General features: G+C 59.3%; 19 protein-coding genes and 1 pseudogene. 18 read left to right on the forward strand and 2 right to left on the reverse strand.

The window, feature by feature from the left end; genetic code table 11:
- The 18 genes and pseudogenes from P0204_RS18575 to P0204_RS18660 all read left to right on the forward strand — a co-directional run bounded on the left by P0204_RS18575 (position 1) and on the right by P0204_RS18660 (position 21,863).
- A complete protein-coding gene (locus P0204_RS18575) occupies positions 1-540 on the forward strand; it encodes a TATA-box-binding protein (RefSeq protein ID WP_276224239.1) in 540 nt (179 codons plus the stop codon).
- A gap of 81 nt (positions 541-621) precedes the next feature.
- Positions 622-3,048 carry a PglZ domain-containing protein gene (locus P0204_RS18580; protein WP_276224301.1) on the forward strand — a complete coding sequence of 809 codons (2,427 nt, stop codon included), beginning with the start codon at positions 622-624 and terminating at the stop codon, positions 3,046-3,048.
- A gap of 123 nt (positions 3,049-3,171) precedes the next feature.
- Complete coding sequence (gene brxL, locus P0204_RS18585) at positions 3,172-5,199, forward strand: protease Lon-related BREX system protein BrxL (RefSeq protein ID WP_276224245.1); 2,028 nt, start codon at positions 3,172-3,174, stop codon at positions 5,197-5,199.
- 289 nt (positions 5,200-5,488) lie between these two features.
- A complete protein-coding gene (locus tag P0204_RS18590) occupies positions 5,489-8,551 on the forward strand; it encodes a PD-(D/E)XK nuclease family protein (protein WP_276224302.1) in 3,063 nt (1,020 codons plus the stop codon).
- Positions 8,544-12,178 (forward strand): annotated as a pseudogene (locus P0204_RS18595) (UvrD-helicase domain-containing protein). Before P0204_RS18590 ends, P0204_RS18595 begins: the two are co-directional and overlap by 8 nt.
- 357 nt (positions 12,179-12,535) lie before the next feature.
- Positions 12,536-13,354, forward strand: a complete 819-nt coding sequence (locus P0204_RS18600; protein WP_276224303.1) for a ParA family protein — start codon at positions 12,536-12,538, stop codon at positions 13,352-13,354.
- Positions 13,351-13,758 (forward strand): DUF8160 family protein, encoded by a 408-nt coding sequence (locus P0204_RS18605; protein ID WP_276224246.1) that lies wholly within the window; start codon positions 13,351-13,353, stop codon positions 13,756-13,758. The genes P0204_RS18600 and P0204_RS18605 overlap by 4 nt, the downstream gene beginning before the upstream one ends.
- Positions 13,759-14,009: 251 nt before the next feature.
- Positions 14,010-14,438 carry a CopG family ribbon-helix-helix protein gene (locus P0204_RS18610; RefSeq protein WP_159903741.1) on the forward strand — a complete coding sequence of 143 codons (429 nt, stop codon included), beginning with the start codon at positions 14,010-14,012 and terminating at the stop codon, positions 14,436-14,438.
- Between the two features lie 191 nt (positions 14,439-14,629).
- Positions 14,630-15,658 (forward strand): ABC transporter substrate-binding protein, encoded by a 1,029-nt coding sequence (locus P0204_RS18615; RefSeq protein WP_276224247.1) that lies wholly within the window; start codon positions 14,630-14,632, stop codon positions 15,656-15,658.
- Positions 15,655-16,497 carry an ABC transporter permease gene (locus P0204_RS18620; protein ID WP_276224249.1) on the forward strand — a complete coding sequence of 281 codons (843 nt, stop codon included), beginning with the start codon at positions 15,655-15,657 and terminating at the stop codon, positions 16,495-16,497. The genes P0204_RS18615 and P0204_RS18620 overlap by 4 nt, the downstream gene beginning before the upstream one ends.
- Complete coding sequence (locus tag P0204_RS18625; protein WP_276224251.1) at positions 16,488-17,276, forward strand: ABC transporter ATP-binding protein; 789 nt, start codon at positions 16,488-16,490, stop codon at positions 17,274-17,276. Before P0204_RS18620 ends, P0204_RS18625 begins: the two co-directional genes overlap by 10 nt.
- Before the next feature lie 98 nt (positions 17,277-17,374).
- The gene (locus P0204_RS18630; RefSeq protein ID WP_276224253.1) at positions 17,375-17,782 is read left to right on the forward strand and encodes a CopG family ribbon-helix-helix protein; all 408 of its coding nucleotides are present in this window, start codon (positions 17,375-17,377) and stop codon (positions 17,780-17,782) included.
- 141 nt (positions 17,783-17,923) lie between these two features.
- Complete coding sequence (locus P0204_RS18635) at positions 17,924-18,604, forward strand: energy-coupling factor ABC transporter permease (protein WP_276224255.1); 681 nt, start codon at positions 17,924-17,926, stop codon at positions 18,602-18,604.
- Positions 18,604-18,927 carry a cobalamin transport operon protein gene (locus P0204_RS18640; protein WP_276224256.1) on the forward strand — a complete coding sequence of 108 codons (324 nt, stop codon included), beginning with the start codon at positions 18,604-18,606 and terminating at the stop codon, positions 18,925-18,927. Before P0204_RS18635 ends, P0204_RS18640 begins: the two co-directional genes overlap by 1 nt.
- A gap of 2 nt (positions 18,928-18,929) precedes the next feature.
- Entirely contained in the window at positions 18,930-19,742 is an 813-nt protein-coding gene (locus P0204_RS18645; RefSeq protein ID WP_276224304.1) for an energy-coupling factor transporter transmembrane component T family protein, read from the forward strand.
- A gap of 68 nt (positions 19,743-19,810) precedes the next feature.
- Entirely contained in the window at positions 19,811-20,614 is an 804-nt protein-coding gene (locus P0204_RS18650; protein WP_276224463.1) for an energy-coupling factor ABC transporter ATP-binding protein, read from the forward strand.
- A 36-nt stretch (positions 20,615-20,650) separates the two neighbouring features.
- Positions 20,651-21,331: a DUF1405 domain-containing protein gene (locus P0204_RS18655; RefSeq protein ID WP_276224469.1), complete on the forward strand. Its 681-nt coding sequence runs from the start codon at positions 20,651-20,653 to the stop codon at positions 21,329-21,331.
- A gap of 142 nt (positions 21,332-21,473) precedes the next feature.
- Entirely contained in the window at positions 21,474-21,863 is a 390-nt protein-coding gene (locus P0204_RS18660) for a CopG family ribbon-helix-helix protein (protein ID WP_159903723.1), read from the forward strand.
- A 20-nt stretch (positions 21,864-21,883) separates the two neighbouring features.
- Here P0204_RS18660 and P0204_RS18665 read toward each other — a convergent pair whose 3' ends face one another.
- Positions 21,884-22,171 (reverse strand): amphi-Trp domain-containing protein, encoded by a 288-nt coding sequence (locus P0204_RS18665; protein WP_276224262.1) that lies wholly within the window; start codon positions 22,169-22,171, stop codon positions 21,884-21,886.
- 117 nt (positions 22,172-22,288) lie between these two features.
- Positions 22,289-22,720: a CopG family ribbon-helix-helix protein gene (locus P0204_RS18670; protein WP_276224263.1), complete on the reverse strand. Its 432-nt coding sequence runs from the start codon at positions 22,718-22,720 to the stop codon at positions 22,289-22,291.
- Between the last annotated feature and the right edge of the window lies 1 nt (position 22,721).

The following is a 22,721-nucleotide window of genomic DNA, read 5'->3' on the forward strand; positions in this document are numbered from 1 at the left end:
ATGGATTTAGAGGTAGTTAACGCAGTAGGGTCGGGTGATTTGGGGATAGAGATTGATCTAAATCGACTAACAGCCGATTTCGAGGAAGTTGAGTTTGATCCAGATAAGTACCCAGGTGCCTATGTAAGGCTCGAAGATGTGGAGCCACTGATTACGGTTTATAGAACTGGAAAATATATTATTACAGGATCAACGTCCGAAGAGGAAGCCTACCACTGTAGAAGACGTTTCTTGGAACTTCTTTCTGACAGGGGAGTACTGGATACACCAGATGATAAATGGTTCTCTATGCAGAATTACGTATGTACAGGAGAATTAGACCAGGTTCAGAACCTAAACGCGCTCGCAATTGGTCTGGGATTAGAGTATACAGAGTATGAGCCTGAACAGTTCCCAGGTCTCGTTTTTCGGCCTGACGACCACCCAGTAGTGATATTGATATTTGCGTCCGGTAAAGTGGTCGTCACTGGAGCAAAGGACATTGATGCGGCAGAGGAGGCATTTCAGAGCTTAAAGGGAGATTTAGATGCTCTGGTGTAATGTGAATAAGGGATGGACACCAATCGAAGCACGAAAGACTACCCGAAACAACCTTCAGCCTATCGTAGGAAAGGAGTTTTAATGGGAGATCTCGCGGACAGCATTATCACGGAACTCCGGCAGAAGTTCGACCGACACCCGGTCTGGGTGTGGTACGACGCCCAGGAGAAGTACAAGGGCGTCCTCGACGAGGTCGAAGCTGCCCTCGACAACGTTACGCTCGCGCGCTACGATGGCAGCTACTTCGAACTGAAGCGCCGCCTCTACGAAGAAGACCCGAACTACGAGAAGAACTGGCTGTTCTACATCCCTGAATCAAGGAACGAGGCCGAGTGGTTCCGCGACATCCACGCACTCGGGCGACAGTACCGTGTAGGCCAGGACATCGACGACACGCCCGTGACGCAGTTCCTCGTCGAGCACGACGAGGAGATACCCGATGCCTACGAGGACTGGGGCCAGAACCGCGAGGTTCAGCGCCTGGCGTTCTTCTGTGTTCTCTTCGACACTGCTGGCCCGGAGACGGACGAGTGGGTACGGGCCTACCTCTCGAACCCGGAAGAGTATCGTGAGACAATTGAGGACAACGCGATGGCAGACGCCTGGGACGCCCAGCTCCGAGAGGAGTACGGTGTCACGGCGGGGCTCGACCCGAAAGAGCTAGCGACTCAGCTTCTCTTCGGCGAGGTGGCCAGCCGAGCACCGACGTCCCGGTACGACGAACTCGCGGCGGACGATACCCGCGCAGCTGCGACGTTCTGTGACGAGTGGCAGCAGTACGCCCCTGCCGAGTTCCGGCGCTACGCCGAACGAATCGAGGAAGACTACGACCTTGCGGAGACCGTCGTGGAATCGGAACGCGCCCACTGGGACGCTACTGCGTTCAAAGGTATCGACATGGGCCTCATCCGGCTCGTGATGGAACGACTCGCCGAAGAGACGTACGCTGATCTCCCCGACATCGCCGCCGATCTCGAACAGACCGTCACGAGCCGCCAGAACAGCTTCTGGAGCAACGAGGACCTCGTCGATTGGTCCGTCCCTGCCCGGGCCATCGAAACCCTCCAGCAGATTGGAACCGTCGACGCGGACGAGGCGAAGACCCTCACGTCAGAAGAACTCGCCCAGGCCTACACGGGCGACGACGGCTGGTGGCAGATCGACGCGTCCTATCGGCGATATATCGATGCAACCCGGAAGACCACGTTCGTCTACCCGAAGGAACCGGTGGTGAAACGGCGGGTCACCAGACACTACATGTCCTTCCTCCAGGGCGTCAATCGCCCGCTCGCCGATATCCTGAGTGACGATCCGACGCTCGGAACCCCCCAGGCCTCGTTCTACGAGGAGTTCGCTGACTTGGATAACGGAACGGCGATCATCATCTGTGACGGCCTGCGCTACGAACTCGCCGAAGCGATCAAGGAGAATCTCGGCCGCCAGACCGACTTCGAACAGAACCTGAGCGCTGTCAGTGCAGCGCTGCCGTCGATTACCGAAGTTGGGATGGCAGCACACCTCCCCGGAGAACTCGGACTCTCTCTGGACGATGACGACCTCGTCGTGACCAGCGGTGGCGAGGAGATGAACGGCAAATCGGACCGCATTGAACGGCTCAGCAACGCGGGCTTCGAAGTCGTAGACATGGACGAGGTGAGCGACATCTCGCTGGAGCAGCTGACCGAGTCCGAGCCAGTTCCTCGCGTCGTCTACTCCGGGACGATAGACAAACTCGGTGAGAATCTCGACGACGACGAAGCGTTCAGCCAAGTCGCCTCGCACGTCGACGACGTCGAACGTACAGTCCAGCGACTCAAGCAAGCCGGATACACCCGATTCGTCATCACAAGCGATCACGGGTTCCTCTACACAGACCGACTATCTGACGATCTCAAGGTCGAATCCCCTGACCTCGCCTCCATCGTAAAGCGACGGTTCGCCGCTGCCGACAGCGATACTCCACTCGTCGATACGGACGAGTTCATCGAGATCGACCCCGATGCGCTTTCTGACCTCGGAATCGATGCCCCCGACCTGAAGTTGCTGTTCCCCCGAAGTGTCGCGTGCTTCAAGGCACAGGGTGGGAACATGCGCTACTTCCACGGCGGGATTTCTCTCCAAGAGCTGCTTGTCCCGTGTCTCACCGTAACGACCGAAGGAATCGAGGAAAGCGCGTCGATCACTTACGACGTTTCCATCCCCGATCCGATCACGAACTCCATTGTCCCTGTGGAAATCGAGGCCAAAAGCGGTCAAGTTGCCTTCGACCCAGCACCGACTCTGGAAGTTCGTGCGAACATCGACGGTGAGCCCGTTGCAGACCCTGCTTCGATGGAGATCTCGCCGGGAACCAATACCACCAGAGTCAGGCTCAAACAAGGCGCGATCTCCGGAGAGGACACGGTCCAATTCGAGGTCATAGATACGGACACCAGAGAGACGATAAGCAAGCAGACGGTGAATCTCGATCTGCTCTTCGGGGATGACGATATGGGATTCGACGTCTAACCACTGCCCGTTCTCAACGATTTGTGCCGGTCGGCCCGAGAGTAGATTCGAAGCAGTCGTCGATAATGGATTGGCCCAGTTTTACCGACACCAATATGCCCCCGGCTCTGTTCCTCCTTTACAATGACTACTGAGGACGTCGACCAGAAAGCACTCGACGTCTTTCCCGGACGCGTCGTCCGGAAGGATCTCGTTCAGGACATCAAATCTGGCGCGAACGTACCCACCTACGTTCTGGAGTACCTTATCGGGCAGTACTGCGCCACGGATGATGAGGAATCACTTGAGGAGGGACTCGAAAAGGTCAAAGAGATTCTGTCGAAGCACTTCGTCAGGCCTGACGAAGCCGAATTCGTAAAAAGCGAAGTGCGCGAACGAGGGCGCTACCGGGTCATCGACAAGGTGAACGTCCGACTCGACGAGCAACAGGATGCCTACATCGGATCGTTCGTGAATCTCGGCCTGAGCGATGTGGAGATCAACGAGCATCTCGTCAGTAAACATCCCAAGCTCCTCGGCGGCGGTGTGTGGGCTATCATCGACCTGGAATACCTCCCCGATAACGCAAACAGTCCGAAGAGCCTGTTCGGAATCGACTCGTTCAAACCGATTCAGGTTTCGAATCTCGACCTCGACCAGCTGAAGGACCGTCGCCGTGAATTCACGCGCGACGAATGGCTTGACCTCCTGCTCCAAAGCATTGGATACGATCCTTCCGCATTTTCGGAGCGCGAGAAGTTCCTCTTCCTCACTCGATGTATTCCGCTCGTTGAGTCGAACTACAACTATGTCGAGCTGGGTCCCCGTGGAACCGGGAAGAGCTACCTGTATCGGGAGATTAGCCCGCACTCCATCCTCATCTCCGGCGGTAAGACGACCGTTGCAAAGCTCTTCCTGAATCTCAACACCGGTCGGATTGGCCTCGTCGGCCGCTGGGACGTCGTCGCCTTCGACGAAGTCGGTGGGCTCCAGTTCAGCGACTCCGAAGCAGTCCAGATGCTCAAGGACTACATGGAGTCCGGGAGCTTCTCCCGCGGAACTGAAGAGCTCACTGCACAGGCTTCGATGGTCTACGTCGGAAACATCGACCTCGACGTCGAAGGCGTTCTCAAGAGCTCCCATCTCTTTGAACCGTTCCCCGAGGATATGCAGGATCTCGCCCTTATCGACCGCTTCCACTACTATCTTCCCGGATGGGAAGTTCCGAAGATGCGCTCCGAGTTCTTCGGTGACCAGTTCGGATTTATCGTGGACTACTTCGCCGAATTCGTGCGCGAACTCCGAAAGGAATCCTACAGCGACGTGATCAACGAGGAGTTTGCATTCGGCGATCACCTGAACCAACGAGACGAAAGGGCTGTCCGGAAAACCGTCTCTGGTCTGCTCAAATTACTTCACCCGCATGGGGAGTACACCAAGGAAGAACTCCGCGAATACCTGGAATTCGCAATGGAGGGCCGGAGAAGGGTGAAGGAGCAACTGAAGCGGATGGGAGGAATGGAATATCGAGCAGTGGAGTTCTCGTACCTCGATCTTGAGACGAAAGAGGAAATCTACGTGCCGGTTCCGGAGGAGGCCGATGAGACACTCATTCCCCCAGGAACACAGCAACCTGGGACGGTTTACACAATCGGGAACAGCGAGGGTCGCCACGCACCATTCCGAATTGAAACACAGGCACTCCCAGGATCAGGTAAGACGAATATCTCGGGGACTCCGGGAAGTGACATGAAAGAATCGTTCGAAACGGCGTGCGATTATCTCCAGGCAAATATGCGAGAACTCCGCCGCGATGAGACGCTGGAAGAGTACAACATTAATGTTCAAGTGCTCAATCCCTCCGACGCAAACGAGGGCGGCGAGACGAGTGTCGGCTTGCTTGTAGGGATTGTTTCAGGTATTCTTGGCCGGCCTGTCCGCTCTCAGGCAGTTGTTCTGGGTGCTATGAGTTTGATGGGGGAGTTGGTCGCCGTGAGTTCTCTGGTCGACAAGCTACAATTAGCAGCAGATTCCGGGGCTAAGACAGTGTTACTGCCAGCCAAAAACAAGGAGGATATGGCGAAGATACCGGACGAGCTTCTCGATCAGCTTCAGCTTGTCTTCTACACAGATCCACTTGACGCCGCTAGCAAGGCGATTCAGATAGACTGAACGCGGCAAGAGACCTCCGAGCCGGTGATCTGGTGAATAGCGCTCGTTGAGGGAATTCTAGATTCCTTTTATATCTCCGTGAGCAAATTATGGTGCTCCTAAGCTGTCAGTCTCGCCAAGAGTGAAGTGAGACCGATATCTTGGTAGGGAGTGTTCGATGGATTCAACGCTTCTCACCGGTCCGAAACACGCCCAATTGGAACAACGGGCATTTCAGCGGGCTGATGACATTGCAACCGATTCGCTGGGGAGTATCCTCTACATAACGCGGAACGACGCTCGCCGGAGTATGGTCGAGGACCGCTGGGCCGCATCCCACGAACCCCTCCGTCTTCGTGCCGAGACGCTCGATGCGGTCGTTCGGGAGTGGTATGAGCATCTCCACGGTCCGGTTCAACCCCTCTCCGGGCAGCTGAACCGCCGGCTGGCGGAGTACGCGCTTGACAGAACCACAGCCGAAACAGATGGAGATGGTGCACTCGCCGGCGAACCGGCCTCTGCCGCTCTCGCTGACTCGTTCAGTAGCCGCTTCTCACTCTTCGACGACGCCGGCGTCGGGACCGCTGACGCGCTCGTAGCGGAATTCAAGGGCTCCGCTCTCGATGACCGTATTGCGAAAGCCACTGTCGACGCGTACCGACACTACCGGAATCTCCACGCTGACAACGTCGACGAGTGGGTCTGTACTCGGGGAGAGATGTTCGACGCCGTCGCGACGACGGAGCAGTCACTCTCAACATTCTCCCCGGAACTGGATGTCGTCCTCCTCTCCGGATATCACGAGTTCCGTCCTGTCGAACGCCGCCTCATCGAACGCCTCGCCGACGAACTTCCGATGATCGCACTGCTGCCGCTCCACCAGGATGGCCGGAGCGGAGTCGACGCCGTTGCGGAAGATGCGCTGGATGTCTACGAAGCGCTGGACTTTGAGGCAGTAGAACTCGAACCCCTCAACGAGTCAGGGCGGGCCTTCGGAACGATTACCGAGGCGCTCTACCGCCCGGACCCGGACACTGTCCCTGCTCCAGACACTCTGCGATGGCGTGAACTCCCGACGCCCGAGCGCGAGGTTCGCTTCGTCGCTCGTGAACTCCGGACTGAGTTAGCCAGTGGTCGCGACCCCGACGACCTGGCCGTCGTCGTCCCGGGGACCGAGGCCTATTCGGGGTACGTCGAGGACACGTTCGATACGTTCGACATCCCGCACGTCACGACTGCCGCCTCACAGCTGAACCGGACGTTCACCGGAAGCGTTGTACACGACCTCCTAAACCTCGCTGAACCGGACCCGCGGGCCGAGGACCTCACGTCCCTGTTAGCGAATCCATTGGTCAACGTCGTCGACACCGACCAAGCCAACGCCGTCACGGCAGCTGCTCGCCGGCGCGACACGGTTTCTGTATCACCCCTGCTCGATGACGTCGACGACCAGGCGGCGGCACTGATCGAGGAGCTGCTGGCCACGCTAGAGACGCTCCAAACAGGCGACGTTGAGGATGCGACCGAGACGCTCCGACGACTGTTGGACGAACGGTTCGACCTGGAGGCGGCGACGGAGGATTACGCCAGCGGCGCCGAGCAAGCCGTCGAACAGCGAGCCTACGACCTCGTGGACGAGGTCCTCTCCTCGTTCGAGTCGCTGGCGGCAGTCAATAGCGACCTCTCTCCGTTGGCACTGTTCACCCGTGCGTTCGATGGCGTGCCGATTCGGGTTCCACAGCGCGCTGCTGGCGGTCACGTTGAGGTGATGGGGCTGCTCGACGCCCGGATGCGCTCGTTCGAGAAGGTGTTCCTCGTGGGCCTGACGAGCGAGCATTTCCCGGTAACGCCGGAACGCCCGGCCTTCTTCGAGGAGATGACCGACGCCCATCCGCGGTTCGACACTGGCGACGAGCGCCTCCGGGGGCGCTATCTCTTCGCGACGCTCCTCGCGAACGTCGACGAACTCACGATCACCACACAAGAGACGGGCGATGACGAATCCGCCGTCGTCCGGTCGCCGGTGCTCGACGAACTCCAGCGCGTAACAGGTATCGAACCCGAAGACGGCGTCGATGACCGCGTGGGCTCCCGCGAAGACCTTCAGCGGCACGTCGCCGCAACAACGAACCGGCGTGCGGCAGTCAGCCACGCCGGCGACCGAGGTGACCTCTCCCCCGAGCAGACCAAGCGCACGGATCGGGGACTCCACTGTGCGGACAACAGGGGAACGGCTGGCCTCTCCGAACACGACGGCGTGTTAGAACCCGAGACCGTAGCTGAGGTCTATCCTCCGTCGGAACGAGAACCCTACAGCGCGAGTCGGATCGAGCGATACGTCGAGTGTGGGTTCAAGTTCTACGCCGACGAAGTGCTCGGAATCGAGGATCCCGACGACGTCGAGGTCGTCCCTACGCCCCTCGAAACCGGATCGTACGTCCACGACGTCCTCGAACGGTTCTTCGCGGATCTACAGGACGAAACCGAAGATGATGTCGACCTCACCGAGTTCGACCGGAACGACCTGGCGATACACCTTCGCGAGATTGCTGTCGAAGAACTCCGGGATGCTGACTTTGAGTACGACGGCCTGTTCTACGAACGGTGGAAGGCGGAGCTGTTCGCGGGCCTGGGTGACGGCGAGAGTGCTCCGTACGAGGCCGGGAGCAAACCTCACGACGCACCGGAACAGGGGTTGTTCGCTACCTTCCTCGACAACGAACTCTCGCGGGACGGCGCTGACCGCCCACACTTGTTCGAGGCCCCGTTCGGCGAGGGACTTCCCGACTCGGATGCTGGGCCGTTCACAGTTGAGCGACCGGACGGCTCGACTGTCTCGATTCGGGGTTACATCGACCGCGTTGACGTGAATCGGAATGGCGAACAACCGACGCTCACGCTCTACGACTACAAGACTGGGCGAGCACCGTATATGACGAAGACGACCGGCGGCACGAAGTTCCAGCTCCCTATCTATCTGCTTGCTGCGGCCAACGTCGTCGACGGTGACCTGTTCGCGGAGGGCTCGCTCTCGGCGACGTACTATCAGGTGCGACCGCCAAACGACCTCAAGGTTCCACGCGGCGTCGAATCGAAGTTCGATTCAGAGGTCGAACTCCGCCGGTTCCTGAACGATGTCGTTCCGGAGTGGTTGGGCCAGATCGACGAGGCGATCAGCAACGGACGGTTCCACACGACGCTTCTCTCGGCCAGCGGAGCGAACTGCCGATACTGTGACTACCGTCGGGCGTGCGATGTCCGCCATCACCGCAAGCGGGAGTTCGTCGACGCGGTTCACAAGGACGACGCAGCGTACGTTCCGCTGCGTGTTCGCGACGACGAGGACATCGAGACGGTGATGAGCGATGACTGAGGAACCCGAGGAGATTCAGCTCACGGAGGAACAGGAGGACGCGCTCGTCCAGGGCCGGAACGTCGCGATCACTGCCGGCGCCGGGACAGGGAAGACGACAACGCTCACCGAGCGGTACGTCACGATACTGGCCGAGAACCCGTCACTCACGCCGGAGAACATCGTCACGATCACCTTCACACGAAAGGCTGCTGCCGAACTGACCGAGCGCGTTCGGGAGGAGGTGTACGATCGGCTCGAGGCTGTCGACTCACCAGAGGCCTACCACCGCTGGCGAAACGTCCTCGACGATCTGGAGGACGGCTATGTCCACACCATTCACGCGTTCTGTACCCGGCTCTTGCGAGAACGGGCCGTCGAGGCTCCGGTCCCGCTCGGCTTCGACGTGCTCGACGAAGACGGCGCCGCGACACTCCAACGCGAAGTCGTGACGGAGTTCCTCGAACGCAACCAGGACGATGACGACGTGGAGCTCCTTGCCCAGCTCTGGAGTCGCGACCAGTTGGTCGATGTACTCACTGGACTACTCGATGAGCGCCCACAGAGCGAGGCTGTCCTCGAGGCGTGGCGTGACGCCGAAGTCGACGACTACGTCGATATCTGCTGGGAGGTCGTTTGTGATCTCGACGTTGCCGACGCTCGACAGACGCTGTATGCGGACGGACTCCTTGAGCAGCTACGCACGGTTGCGGGCCGTGTCGACCGCGAGGGCGCTATCGCCGACGAAGACGGTCTTCGAGCCTACCGGACCTTCACCGAAGTCGCGACCACACTCTCGGCCGACCCGGAGGAAAGTGATCCTCGCGACTGTCAACGGGCAATCCTCGACCTCTACGAGGCCTGTGAGAAGAAGAACGGTGGCCTGTACAGCAGTTCGGGGTACGTCGTCGGTGACCGGGACGATTGGGGTGAGTACGGTGACGTCTACGACGACCTGAAGGACGCTATCGACGCGGTCATCGCGGCCGTCGAACCGCACGCGGATGCAGTCGAGACGACGCCGGGGGAGCTGGAAGCGAATAGCGCTCACTACGCGCTGGCTCTGATGCGGGTCTTCGACGACGTCCTCGCAACCTACACCGACGAGAAGGAGCGACGCGATACGCTCGACTTCCCCGACGTGATCGAGACAACGCTTGAGTTCCTGCGAGCGAACGATGCCGTCACGGAGCGGCTCCGAGAGCAGTTTGCGGCCGTGATGGTCGACGAGTTTCAGGACACGGACCCGCGTCAGTGGGAGTTGGTCAAGCTCCTCACGGGCGTTGACGAGCAGGCGGCGTCGAACGTCTTCCTGGTCGGCGACGAGAAACAGAGCATCTACGGATTCCGTGGGGCCGACGTGACGACGTTCGGGGATGCGCGCAGAGAACTCCAGACCGTCAACGAGGCTCGTGGGGTTGACGACGTTCCCGACAGCGATGCCGAGAGTCCGACCGCCCTCGAACTCTCCGGGAATTTCCGGACGCTGGACGAGCCGTTATCATTCCTGAACGAGCTCTTCGAGTACCTGTTCCAACCAGAAGGTGATACCCACGAACCCTACGAAGCGCCACCTCAGGGACTGAGTACGCAGCGCGACCGTGTTGAGGACATCGAGGGACTGACCGGGAGTGTCGAGTATCTTGCTGTCCCAGACGACGCCGATACGGCAGCGGAGCTCTTCGGCGACGACCATCCGGTCGCCGAAGGCGCGCTGGACCACACTATCGAGGCCGAGGCGCAAGCGCTCGCTGCTCGACTGACCCACCTGTTCGACGATCCGCCGACAGTCCAAGACCCCGATACAGGTGTCCATCGCGACGCTACGCCGGACGACACGGCAATCCTCCTCCGCCGGCGAACCCATTTGGATCGGTATCAGCGCGCCCTTGAGGAGTACGACATCCCCTACACTGTCGTCGGTGGCGTCGGGTTCTACGATACGCCTGAGGTCCAGGCGCTCACGAACCTGCTTCGAGTACTCGGTGATCCACAGGACGACGTCTCCCTCTACGGGGTGCTTCGGTCGCCGCTGTTCGGATTCGCGGATGATCGCCTCGCACCGGCGGTCGCAGAGGCTGATTCAGTGTGGGACGCGCTCGCCGAGACGGACGATCCACAGCTCGCGGACGCGTTCGACCTCCTCACAACGTGGCGGACTCTCAGCGGCTGTGCGACGCCGTCCGAAGATGGCGTCCTCCCGTGGAACCGCCTGCTGTCCCGGGTGATCGACGACACCGGGTATCTGGCAAGTGTGAGTGCAGATGAACGCGGTCGACAGGCCGTCGCGAACGTCGAGAAGTTCCGCGACCAGGTCCGTACTTGGAGCGAGAATGGTGTTCACACAGCTGCCGGGTTGCTCCACCGGATCGACCGCCAAGCCGAGATCGACCCTCGTGAGGGGAGGCAGATATTCCGGGTGACGCCGAGGGCGTCCGGATTATGACGATCCATTCCGCGAAGGGACTTGAGTTCCCGATCGTCACCGTCCCCGATCTCGGGAGTGATCTCAACTTCGGTCGGTCCGTCGACGACCATGGCTACGTTCGACTCGTGGACGGAACTGATGACGCGCCGCCGGTGCCGGCGGTCGGCGGGCCGAATCCGGGCGATGCGTTCTCCATCGAGAAGACGGCCGTCCACGAGTACGCCGACCGACGGTCACGTCCACAGGAGCGGGCGGAGTCGAAACGCCTCCTCTACGTAGCGTGTACACGAACGCGGGATCACCTCCTTCTCTGCGGCACGCACGACATCGGTGTCGACGAGTCCGATACAATCGAACTCGGCGAGCCTGCAGCCTTCGACGACGCAGACCGGTGGCGCGACTGGTTACAGCCAGCCCTCCTCGACGGAGCACTCGTCGGCGAGGCGGTTCGTGACGGACAGGCCCGTGCTGAGATAGATGGAGCCAGCTATACTGTTCGCAGACCGCCGCGCCCAGTAGACTGGTACACCGACGACGACGCTGTTGATTCAGCGCCGGAGATATCGATTCCGTCACCGCCGTCGTTAGCGCCGGCGAAACGGATCGCGGCTACGACCCTCGTGAATGCGGTGGCGGATGCGTCTCCAGACGGTCACAGTTACTCTCAGCGTGAGGAGTCGGCCGGCCTGAGTCCAACGACGTTTGGGACGGTCGTCCACCGGATCAACGAACTTCGTCCACCGAGAGACGAGTGGACCACCCTGATCCGTCGTTTGAGTCAGATGGCTGGTGAGGAGCCGACAGAATCGGACCTCCGTGATGCTGTCAACCACGCTGCAGATGCAGTCGAATTTGTTGATCACATCGAGTCCGATACCCAGCTTCAGAATATTTACGACGAATACTCTGTTGTCGCTCGAATCGATGAGTCGCGGATTGTCGGTGATATCGACCGGCTGCTCGTCACGCCGGACGCATTCCACATTATCGACTACAAGACCAACGACCTCTCAGCTACGACATCGGATGAACTCGCGGAGCACTATCGACCACAGATGCTCGCGTACGCTCTCGCCCTCCTCCAACATGACCGGAACCGTGACGTACGAGCTTCACTCCGGTTTACTGACAAGGGGATAGAGGAGCGATTCCATTGGGTGCCGGATCAGATGACGGAGATTGAATCTGAACTACGGTCAATGGTGGATTTGGTAGATTAAGCCCCGTTTTCGCCAATACGCTCACCTCGCGATAGATCTGGACGAACCCTGGGTGGGAGTCTCTGAGAAACGAACAGAACGAACGAAACGAACGCATCGAGAGTGTTTCGCGTAATGAACGAATTTACCGGAACGAGCTGGTCCGACGCTGAAACAGAGAGTGTTCGGTGAACGTAACGAACAAAACGAGCGAAATGAATGATGTGATAGGAATGAACGAATTATACTCAACGAGTGGAACGAACAGTTGGTTTTAACATTGTAGTAATCCTCTCACCGAGTGAAACACCCTCACCGAACGCACCGAACTAAACGACCAAAACGAACGAAACGAACATAACGAGCGAAACGAAGATAATGACCGACACCAATACCGCACGAATCACGGTGGCGAATCAGAAAGGGGGCGCGGGGAAAACAACCGACGTCATTCATACTGGCGGCGCACTCGCCGCCCGAGGCCACGACGTCCTCCTGGTCGATATCGATTATCACGGCGGGCTCACCTGCTCGCTTGGCTACAACGACCTGTACTACGATACCGACCGTACGACGCTGTTCGACGTCCTTGACTTCGACCAGATGGAGTCGGTGAACGACATCATCGTCGAGCACGAGGAATTCGACATCCTTCCCGCCAGCGAGAAACTCGCGAACAACAAGAACATCCAGACGCTGCTTGAGGCGCCGAAGAGTCGCGAGCGGTTGGAGATGACACTCGACGAGCTCGAGAAGGACTACGACTACATCATCGTCGACACGCCGCCATCACTGAACGTCCTCACCGACAACGCCCTCGTCGCGACCGGCAACGTCGTCATCCCCGTCATTCCCGAGAAGCTCAACGCCAACAGCCTCCAGATTTTCGCAAAGCAGCTGAGCTCCCTCGAACAGGCGTACGGAGACATCAATCGGCTCGCAATTGTCTGTAACCGTGTCGAGCAGAACGCTGAACACCGCGACACCATCGAGGAGATCAAGTCGGCGTACTCCCTCCCGGTGTTCGAGATCCCGAAGCGGACCGACCTCTCCCAGTCGATCGGCGAGGGGGTGTCCGTCTTTGGCTTCGGCAAGGAGAACCAGCGCGTCGAGGATGCACGCGACCTGTTCAACGAGATTGCCGACCTGTTCGACGAGACGTTTGACAAGACTGCTCCTGAGGAGGTGGAAGCATGAGCGATGGCTGGGGTGATGCTTCCGGCATCGAGGGCAACTACGAGGAGGAGGACGATGAGGTCGAATCCAGCGAAACGAGTGAGGTGAGTGAAACGGTGGAAACCAGTTCATCGACCGAAACGACCGAATCGACTTCAACGAGTGAAACGAACGAAACGAGCAAAACGAAGACGAACATCAAGGACGAGTGGAATGGGCGGACGATCTACATTCCCGACGATGTCCTCGACGAGATGGAGGATACCTACCTCGAGTCCCAGCTAAAGCTCCGCAAGGCGGGCCAGGACGAGTTCAAGAAGAACCGCCACTTCTACCCGCTACTCGTTCAGTTCGGTGTTGAGGCGCTCTCTGAGGCGGATGCCGAGGAAATCCAGGCTCGGCTCTCGGAACTCGGCGACGAATGACCTCGCGCAGAACCACAACTTCGGAAGATGGATTTGATGCGTACCTTCTGTCTTCTCCGCTCCAACAAGATACGTCACAAGCTTCCGACTAACCCTGATATTCGCTTCAGCAACACTCGACAATTTCGAAGTAACTCGGTGTCTCTTAGAGTGCCGGTATCCCACTATCCTGAGAGGGCATATCCATAATCACTGTAATGCCGCAGCTGAAAATGATAATCCTTAATATTTCTTGTAGTCCATATTGTTATATGAGTGTGGTCAGCGTTTCGATGCCGGAGGAATTGCTTAACCGAATCGACCAGTTCGCCGACGACCACGGCTATACTGGCCGCAGTGAGGTACTTCGTGAAGCAAGCCGGAATCTCCTCGGTGAGTTCGAGGATAAGAAACTTGAAGATCGAGACTTGATGGGCGTCGTCACGGTGGTTTTCGACTACGAAACGACGAGCGTCGAGGAGAAGATGATGCACCTCCGCCACGAGCACGAGGACATCGTCGCATCGAACTTCCACAGCCACGTCGGCGGCCATCATTGCATGGAACTGTTCGTACTCGAAGGGTCGCTCGAAGAGATCTCGACGTTCGTCGGGAAGATCCGAGCGACGAAGGACACGCTCACAATCGACTACTCAGTGCTACCCGTCGACGACTTTGGCCCGCTGGCCGATATGAACTGATACTGTTCTGCCCCTTCCGGCGAGTCCACTTCCTTCCGCTCGTTCCACTCGCTCCCTGCGGTCGCTCGCGGGATTCCCGCTGAATTCACGCTAACTCTGCAACATCTCCGAAATCTATCCTCTATCAGTATTAACTACTTTTGCTAGAATCACAGGTATTATTAGAACTACTTCTAGAGTTAGCAATACTGATGGTTCAAATCTCGCGCCGAAGTCTACTCCAGAAGGCAGGCGCATCCACGATTGCTGCGACGGGAATTGCTGGCTGTCTCGGTCAGGGAGGTGCATCACTTGATTCCGTCACGGTCGCGTACGTCCCGATTTACCCGAACATGCAACACTACGTGATGGAGCAAGAGGGGTACTACGAGGACGTTCCGGCAGATGTCTCAATAGAGCGGTTCAGCTCCGGCCCCAGTGTTGTCAAGGCGTTCGCGAGTGGGGACGTCGACGCTGCGCTTTTCGGGATCACTCCTGCAATGGTCCTCGTTGACAAAGGGACCAACGCCGGTATCCTCGCGGCGAACTCGAGAAATGGCTTCAAGATCATGGGGACGACCGAACTCGTCGATTTCTACGAACAGGAAGGCCCAGCCATGTTCGAGCGCTTCGAGGAAGAGCGCGGCCGCAAGGTCCGGTTCGGTGCCCCACCGGACGGGAGTGTCCCCGACATCCTCCTCCGATACTGGATCCAGGAAGACTTGAACGTGGGGGAGGTGGAGTCCGCAATCAACAAGTCAAAAGTCCCGCCAGCGAAGGCGGTCCAGACGATCCAGTCGGGCGATATCGACGCGACGATCATCCAGGAGCCGTTCGCGACGGTCATCGGCCAAGATGACGGTTTCGGCGAACTCGCCTGGTCTGGAGATATACTGGAAGCCCACCCGGTGACGGTGCTTTTCGCGAACCAGCACGTGCTCGACGACAGCGCCGTCGCCCAATCGCTGGTCGAACAGCACGTCGCAGCGACCGAGTTCACGGCGGACTCACCGGATGCGGCCGCCGCCCACGCCGCCACGGTCATCGGCTCCGACGTGAGCGAGGACCTCGCGACGGCCGCCATAGACTCGAAGGCATCCGAATTCATCTCGAACCCGCACGCGATCACCGACCAGGCCGCGACGATGGGCGAGTTCGTCGCCAACGTCGGCAACATCGAGGATCCGGTCGCGACTGAAAATCTGTTCGCGTTCGACCCCTACGACGCCATTCAGGAATGAGTACACGTACCGACACCAGTTCTAACGCGGTGGTCGCCGGCAGCTTCGAGGGGGATCTGCGGCGGTATCTCCGCGGCTTGGGCGGTCTCGTCGTGTTCCTGCTCGTCTGGTGGGTTGGCGCGATGACGACCCAGCCGTCGTATCTGGTGCCGGGCCCCCTCGAATCAGTACACGCGTTTATCGACCTGTTTGCGACCTCAACGGCGATTGTCGTTCCCGTTCTGGGGTCGAGTCTCGTACTACCGACTGGGCTCGCACACCTCGCACAGACGCTGTTCCACTACGTTCCCGGCCTCCTCCTCGGCGCGCTCTGTGGCATCAGTCTCGGCCTTGCGATGGGCTGGAACGGTGTGCTCGACGACTGGCTGCGACCACTCGTCCGAGTACTGCGACCGATCCCGCCGCTGGCGTGGGTCGTCTTCGCCATCGTCTGGTTCGGCATCCACCACACTGGCGCGGCGTTCATCGTCTTCGTCGGCGCGTTCTGGATCAACTTCTACGGCGCCTACGGTGGCGTGGAGGGCGTTTCGACCGAACTGACCGATGCCGCATCGACGCTCGGCGTCGAGCGCGACCTCTCGATGCTGAAACTCGTCGCGCTCCCGAGTGCGGCACCCCAAGTGCTGACTGGGTTCCGGACGAGCATTGGTCGCTGCTGGATGATCGTCGTCGGTGCCGAGCTGTTCGGCGCACCAGGCGTCGGCTACGAGATTATCAACGCCTCGAACAATCTCGCGATGGCGACCAGCGTCGCCTACATGTTCCTCATCAGCCTGGCGTTCCTCTGTATGGACGTCGGGTTCCGACTACTCGAACGGAGGGTCCTCGCATGGCGCTGAGTTCGGACTCGTCTACCGGTCGAGACTCACGTGAGAAGATCACTATCCAGAACGTCAGCCGGTCATACGAGTCGACGCAGGCGCTCGATGACGTCTCGTTCTCGGTGTCGGAGGGCGAGTTCTGCTGTGTCGTCGGTCCCTCGGGGTGTGGGAAGACGACGCTGTTGCGAGCAATCGCCGGGCTTGACGATCCGGATGGTGGGTCGATACTGGTCGGTGGAGATCCGGTTACCGGTCCTGGGCTGGACAGGGGGATGGTCTTTCAGGAGTACGCGCTGTTCCCGTGGCGAACCGTCCGCGGGAATATCCGGTTTGGCCTTGACCGGCCCGCCTGTGACTGTCCCGACTGCGAGGGACGGGTCCGGGAGTTAATCGACCTGGTAGGGCTCGACGGCTTCGAGGACGCGTACCCGAAGGAGCTGTCCGGCGGCATGAAACAGCGCGTCGGTATCGCTCGCGCGCTCGCCCCCGATCCAGAGATCCTCTTGATGGACGAACCGTTCGGTAGTGTTGACGCTCGGACGCGCGACCGCTTGCATGCCGAATTGCTCGATATCTGGACGCAAACCGGACAGACCGTCGTGTTCGTCACCCACGACATCGACGAGGCAGTGACCCTCGCTGATCGCGTGGTCGTCATGGATGCCGACCCGGGAACCGTGCAGTCGACGTTCTCTATTGACTTAGAGCGCCCACGTGAACGGACCTCTCGTGACTTCGTGGACCACGTCGCGCGAATTAGGGATGCGCTCGGAAGTCCTGTCGACACTAGCCACTGATACGCTCTTACAGCAAGATTATTAACAGCGATTTACTAGACCGCTATCTCTATTATCTTCGAGACAATTTTTAATATATGCCCATCGTGAGCTCCTCGATGACGGAGCGACTCCGGGACGATCTCGATACGTTTGCGGAAGAACACGGCTACACCGGACGAAGTGAGGTCATCCGCGAAGCGTGCCAGTCGCTGCTCGAAGAGTACCAAGAGACAGACGACGAGGATCGGCGGGTATTGGCGACAGTTACGGCTGTCTTCGGATACGACGAGCCGGAGATCGAACGCCGGATGATGGATATCCGCCACGAATTCGAAGCGTCAATCCGGTCGAACTCCCACACCTGCCTCGAAGGCAACGCCGGCTGTGTCGAGACGTTCGTCATCGAAGCCGCGTACGACGACGTCCTGCGATTCATCGGAACCGTTCGAGGAGCAGACGAGTCAGTTTCAGTCGAATACACGGTCGTACCTGTCGATGCCATGAACGAACAGATCCGCGAGTAATAGGTTCGAAATCACTTGCGGCGACGGAAGTTAGCTCCCTTCTCTATCAAGACGAACCGCCATTCTACGCTATGATTGTTATCTACTGTGGGCTAGTACAGCAACTTTATTATAATCGCTACCAAAATTGGCAAAACAGAGATGGCACACATTCACCTCGGAGAAGGCTCGTTCCCGCTATGGGCACTGGTACTCTGGACGCTGCTTGGCGCCGGACTGATCAGTGCCGTCGTCTACCGAGTTCGGAAGGGCGGCATCAAGACACACCAGATAGCGCTCGCGGGCATCGGAGCGGCCGCGAGCTTCGCGATCTTCCAGTTGAACATCCCCGTGTGGGGTGGCATCCACATGAACCTCACTGGCCTCGTGGGGATTCTTGCTGGCCCGCTGCTCGGAGCGCTCATCGCACTGGTCGTCAATATTTTTTCGGCAGCGCTCGGCCACGGTGCAGTCGGCCTCCTCGGGGCGAATACGCTCGTCAACGCGAGCGAAGCCATCGTCGCCTACTACGCGTTCAAGACGCTGATGGGGATGGACTGGGACGTCTTCCCCGCCAGCGCCAGTGCCGCGACGCTCGGCCTCTCGGCGGGCGCGTTCCTGATGGGAGCGATCATCGTCGTCAGCGGCGTGAACGGAAGCGCGCTCCCCCGTGGTGATCTGACGATTGCCGTCGCTGGTCTCGTCGGGCTCAACCTCGGCGTCGCCGTCATCGAGGGGATCCTGACGGGCTTCATCGTCCAGTTCCTCGCGTCCGTCCGCCCCGACCTCGTCGGCCTCGCCGACCGTGACACCCAGGAGGAGCCGACCGGGGTGACGGCCTGATGCAGCGCTGGAAGCAGTACGGCGGCCTCCTCGGACTGTTCGCAGCCTTCCTCGCAGCCGGCTACTGGGGCTTCACCGCAACCGGCGGCGCACTGCCGTGGGCCAAACGCTCAGCGAAAGCCCTCCAGCGCGGTGTGCAGGAGGGTGGCGGTTCGCTTGTCGACTTCGGCCGCGGTATCGTGGTGGCCGGCCCCATTCGGAAGGGCGGAATGATGCTCGAATTCGGCGCGATCGTCCTCGTACTGGTTGTCCTCGGTATCGGACTGTACGTCTACGTCGACCGCTACGGTGGCTTCGAGGACGGAGAACGCCCAGCTCGGTAACCGTGACGACACTCTCGAACCACGTTCCCGATCCGCGGCTCATCACGGCGTTCGCCGAACGGCGAGACGGACCGTTACACCGCGTCAATCCATGGACGAAGGTCGGTGTCGTCGGTGCACTCGTCCTCGCCGTCACGGTGTTCGACCGCCTTGCGCTCCTGGCCGGACTATACGGAGCCGTACTGGTGGTCTATGGACTCGCGGGACTGCCATACCGACGACTCGCTGGCTGGTACACGCTCCCGATGCTATTCATCGTCTCGGTCGCCGGGCCGCTGGCGTTTCTCGAACCGGGAACGCCGATCGGTGGCGCACTCTCGACGCCGCTCGGTGAACTTTCTGTCACGTGGGCAGGGCTCGTGCTCTTCGGGGAGCTCAGCTGTCGATCACTCACGGTCGTCACGTTCGCCCTGATGGCGTCGATGACGACTAAATACACCGACGTGGCGTACATGCTCGGGCGGTTGCTCCCACGGCCGATTGACCAGATCGCGCTGCTCACCTATCGGTTCACGTTCGTCATGATCGAGACGCTTGAGGATCTAGTGAAAGCCGCGCTCTCTCGGGGTGCGAACTTCTCGGAGTTCTGGTCGAACAAACGGCTGTACGCGAGAATCCTCGGCATGACGATGCTGTCGGCAATCGAGCAGTCAGAACGACTCGTCAAGTCGATGGAAGCCCGTGGCTACAACGGCGACATCACGCTGTACGGCGACGTCTCGCGGCCACCGATCCACGAACTATTCATCGTGGTCGGTTCGTATGTTGCCGTCGTCGGCTACGCAGCGGTCGCGGTCTACGGGGTGAGACTGTGAGTCGAGACGATTCACCGCTCGTCGATCTTCAGTGTGAGGCCCACACCTACCCCGACGGGACGGTCGGCATGCACGATGTCGACTTCTCGGTGTACCCCGACGAAGTCGTCGCACTCGTCGGCGGCAACGGTGCCGGGAAGTCGACGCTACTCGAACACCTGAACGCGACGCTCGTTCCCGACGACGGCGAACTCGTCGTCGACGGCACGCCGATCACCGAAGACAACAAGGCACACGCACGGAGAGAAGTTGGCTTCGTCTTCCAGGACGCCGATACGCAACTCGTCGCGCCCACGGTCCTCGATGACGTGATGTTCGGCCTCCAGAACTACGGCGTCCCCGGTGATGAAGCGAGAGCGCGCGCTCGTGAGGCGCTCGCGACTGTCGACGCGGGCCACCTCGAAGACCGGATTCCTCACTATCTAAGCGGCGGCGAGAAACGCCTCGTCGGCCTCGCCGGCGTGCTCGTCCTCGAACCGAGCGTGGTCGTGCTGGACGAACCGCTCGCAGGGCTCGACCCCGAGCGGTCCCAACTGGTCGCCGAGCGAATCGAGCAGATTCACGAGGACGGTATCAGCGTCGTCCTGTCGACGCACGACCTCGAATTTGCCGCTGAAGTCGCAGATCGAGTCTGTGTGATGGCCGACGGCAACGTCGTTGGAAGCGGAACGCCCCGAGCGGTGTTCTACGACGACGAGCTGTTGGCGGACGCGAACCTTCACCCGCCGAGTGCGGTTCGTGTGGCTCGCGATGCAGGGCTGGGGGCGACCGAACAGCCAGTGACTGAAGCGGATCTGGTGGCGCTCCTCACAGAAGCCGACAACCTGGGAGCCACACAGACACCCTCTCCAGATGGGCGCGGACACGACTGAGCGCCTCCTCGGTATCTCGCGCCACTTCCTCGGCGGATAGAGACCGTTGCCCTGCAGTACGCGTGGGTAATCGTCGCGATCAACCTCGCGGGAACGGCATTCGGCTTCTGGTACTACATCCCCCAGTTCCAGCTCGAGCCGGTCGTCGCGTGGCCGGTCGTCCCGGACAGTCCGACGGCTACGCTGTTCATCGCCTGCTCGCTGGCGCTGTACAAACTCGGCCGGTCGAACGAGTACCTGAACGTGTTGGCGTTTTTCGGTTGTATCAAACTCGGCCTCTGGACGCCGTACGTCCTGACGGTGTTCGCAGACGCGTTTCTCGCGACGGTGACGCCACCACCGCAGGTCGTTCCACTGTTCGGACGAGAACTCGCCTCGAACGTGATGTACGCCTTCCTGTTCGTCTCACACTTGGGGATGGTCGTCCAAGCGTTCCTCATCCATCGCTACAGTGACTTTCCGGGTCGAGCGATTCTCGTTGCCGTAATCTGGTACGGATTCAACGATCTTGTCGACTACTTCGTCCCGATTGTCGGGACACCGCATCACACCCTGTTGCCGGTCGAACCGATTGTGAACGGCACCGTCCAGCACGTCTCCCCGGCACACGAGATTGCAGCTGCGGGCGCTGTTGCGCTGACGATACTGGCGACAATACTCGCCGTTGCGACTCGACGAGTGAAAGCAATACGAACCAACAGGCCTGTATCACCCTGAAGACTGTCTTTTCGCCGCCATATCGTTACAGCACGGTGTGTTCGAACACCGGAAAAATGATTCACCCACCGTCGGCCACTATCATAATCTAGCAGATTCAATTGCTAACAACTCATAAGTGTGGGGTACAGATTAACACCTAATGCGCACGAGCTTCAACATCCCCGACGACCTCCTCTCCGAGTTCGATGAGACGTGGCAGGCAGAGGGATTAGATTCACGTTCGCGTGGTGTCCGCGAAGCGATGCAGGAGTATATCGAGGTACACACCAGACTGGAGGATATCGAAGGCGACGTCGTCGTTATCATCGCGTTCGATTACGAACACGAAGCGGTTATCGAAGAGATTCACGACGTACAACATCAGTTTCAGGACGTCATCACGACCACGAATCATATCCATGAAGGAGAATGGTGTCTCGAGACACTCTTCTGCAGCGGACCGGCACCGCGTGTCCGGGACCTCACCTATCGCTTGCGCGATTTCGATGCGGTGAGTCGGGTCAAACTGATGCTCCTCGCGGAGCACTAGGCTGTACTCACGGCTGGTTCTCACTCGATTTCCAGCTGACTGCTCTCACGATCTCCATCAGCGCCGTTCTCGTCCCATTCGAGTTCGAACTCGATACTCAATTCACCGGGTCCATCTGTCGGCCCCTCACGTTCGGCTTTGACCTCGAACGTCGGGCGAGCTGGCGGCTCCATTGTCACGGAATCGGATCCCGCTTTCAGAGTGATTCCGTCTCCTTGTTCCAATTTATCGGCTACACGGCGAAGATACGCTGCGATTTCCTCTCGACTCTGGTCGCTTTCCGATTTGAACAGGACCTCTTCGGGCATATGGACGCAGATGCCGCCCATGCAGATAACTGCACCCTCTGTCCGAACTGCTGCTGCCCTATCTCACTGAATACAAGCACGCGGCGCCTATCCGTTCCTGTGGATTTCAACTTGCCTTCACGACTCGATGTGCTGATCAATGGGATCTCTTCCGAATGAGGTAATCGAGTAATCCACCGCTTGGACATCCGGTACTGCCCGGACGGTATTGACGAAGCCAGATAGTGCCTCCGTGGTCCCTTCAAGGACGAATAACTCCATACAGTACTGGTCCTGGACGTGTGCATGGGTAGTCGCGGAGACGATAGCATCGTATTCGTGGCGTACTCCCGTGAGACGCTGTTGGACGGCGGGTTGACAGTACTCGAAGACCACCGATACTGTACACATCTGTTTCTGTCCGTCGATATTTTGCCCCTGAAACTCTTCGAGTAGCGTCCGTGTGCCTTCGCGAACGACCTCGCTTCGACCACTGTACCCGTGTTCGTCGGCGAACTCGTCGATGCGTTCGAGTAACGCTTCGGGCATCGAGATGCTAACGACGCTCATG

The organism is Haloarcula halophila (assembly GCF_029278565.1).
GTDB lineage: Archaea > Halobacteriota > Halobacteria > Halobacteriales > Haloarculaceae > Haloarcula > Haloarcula halophila.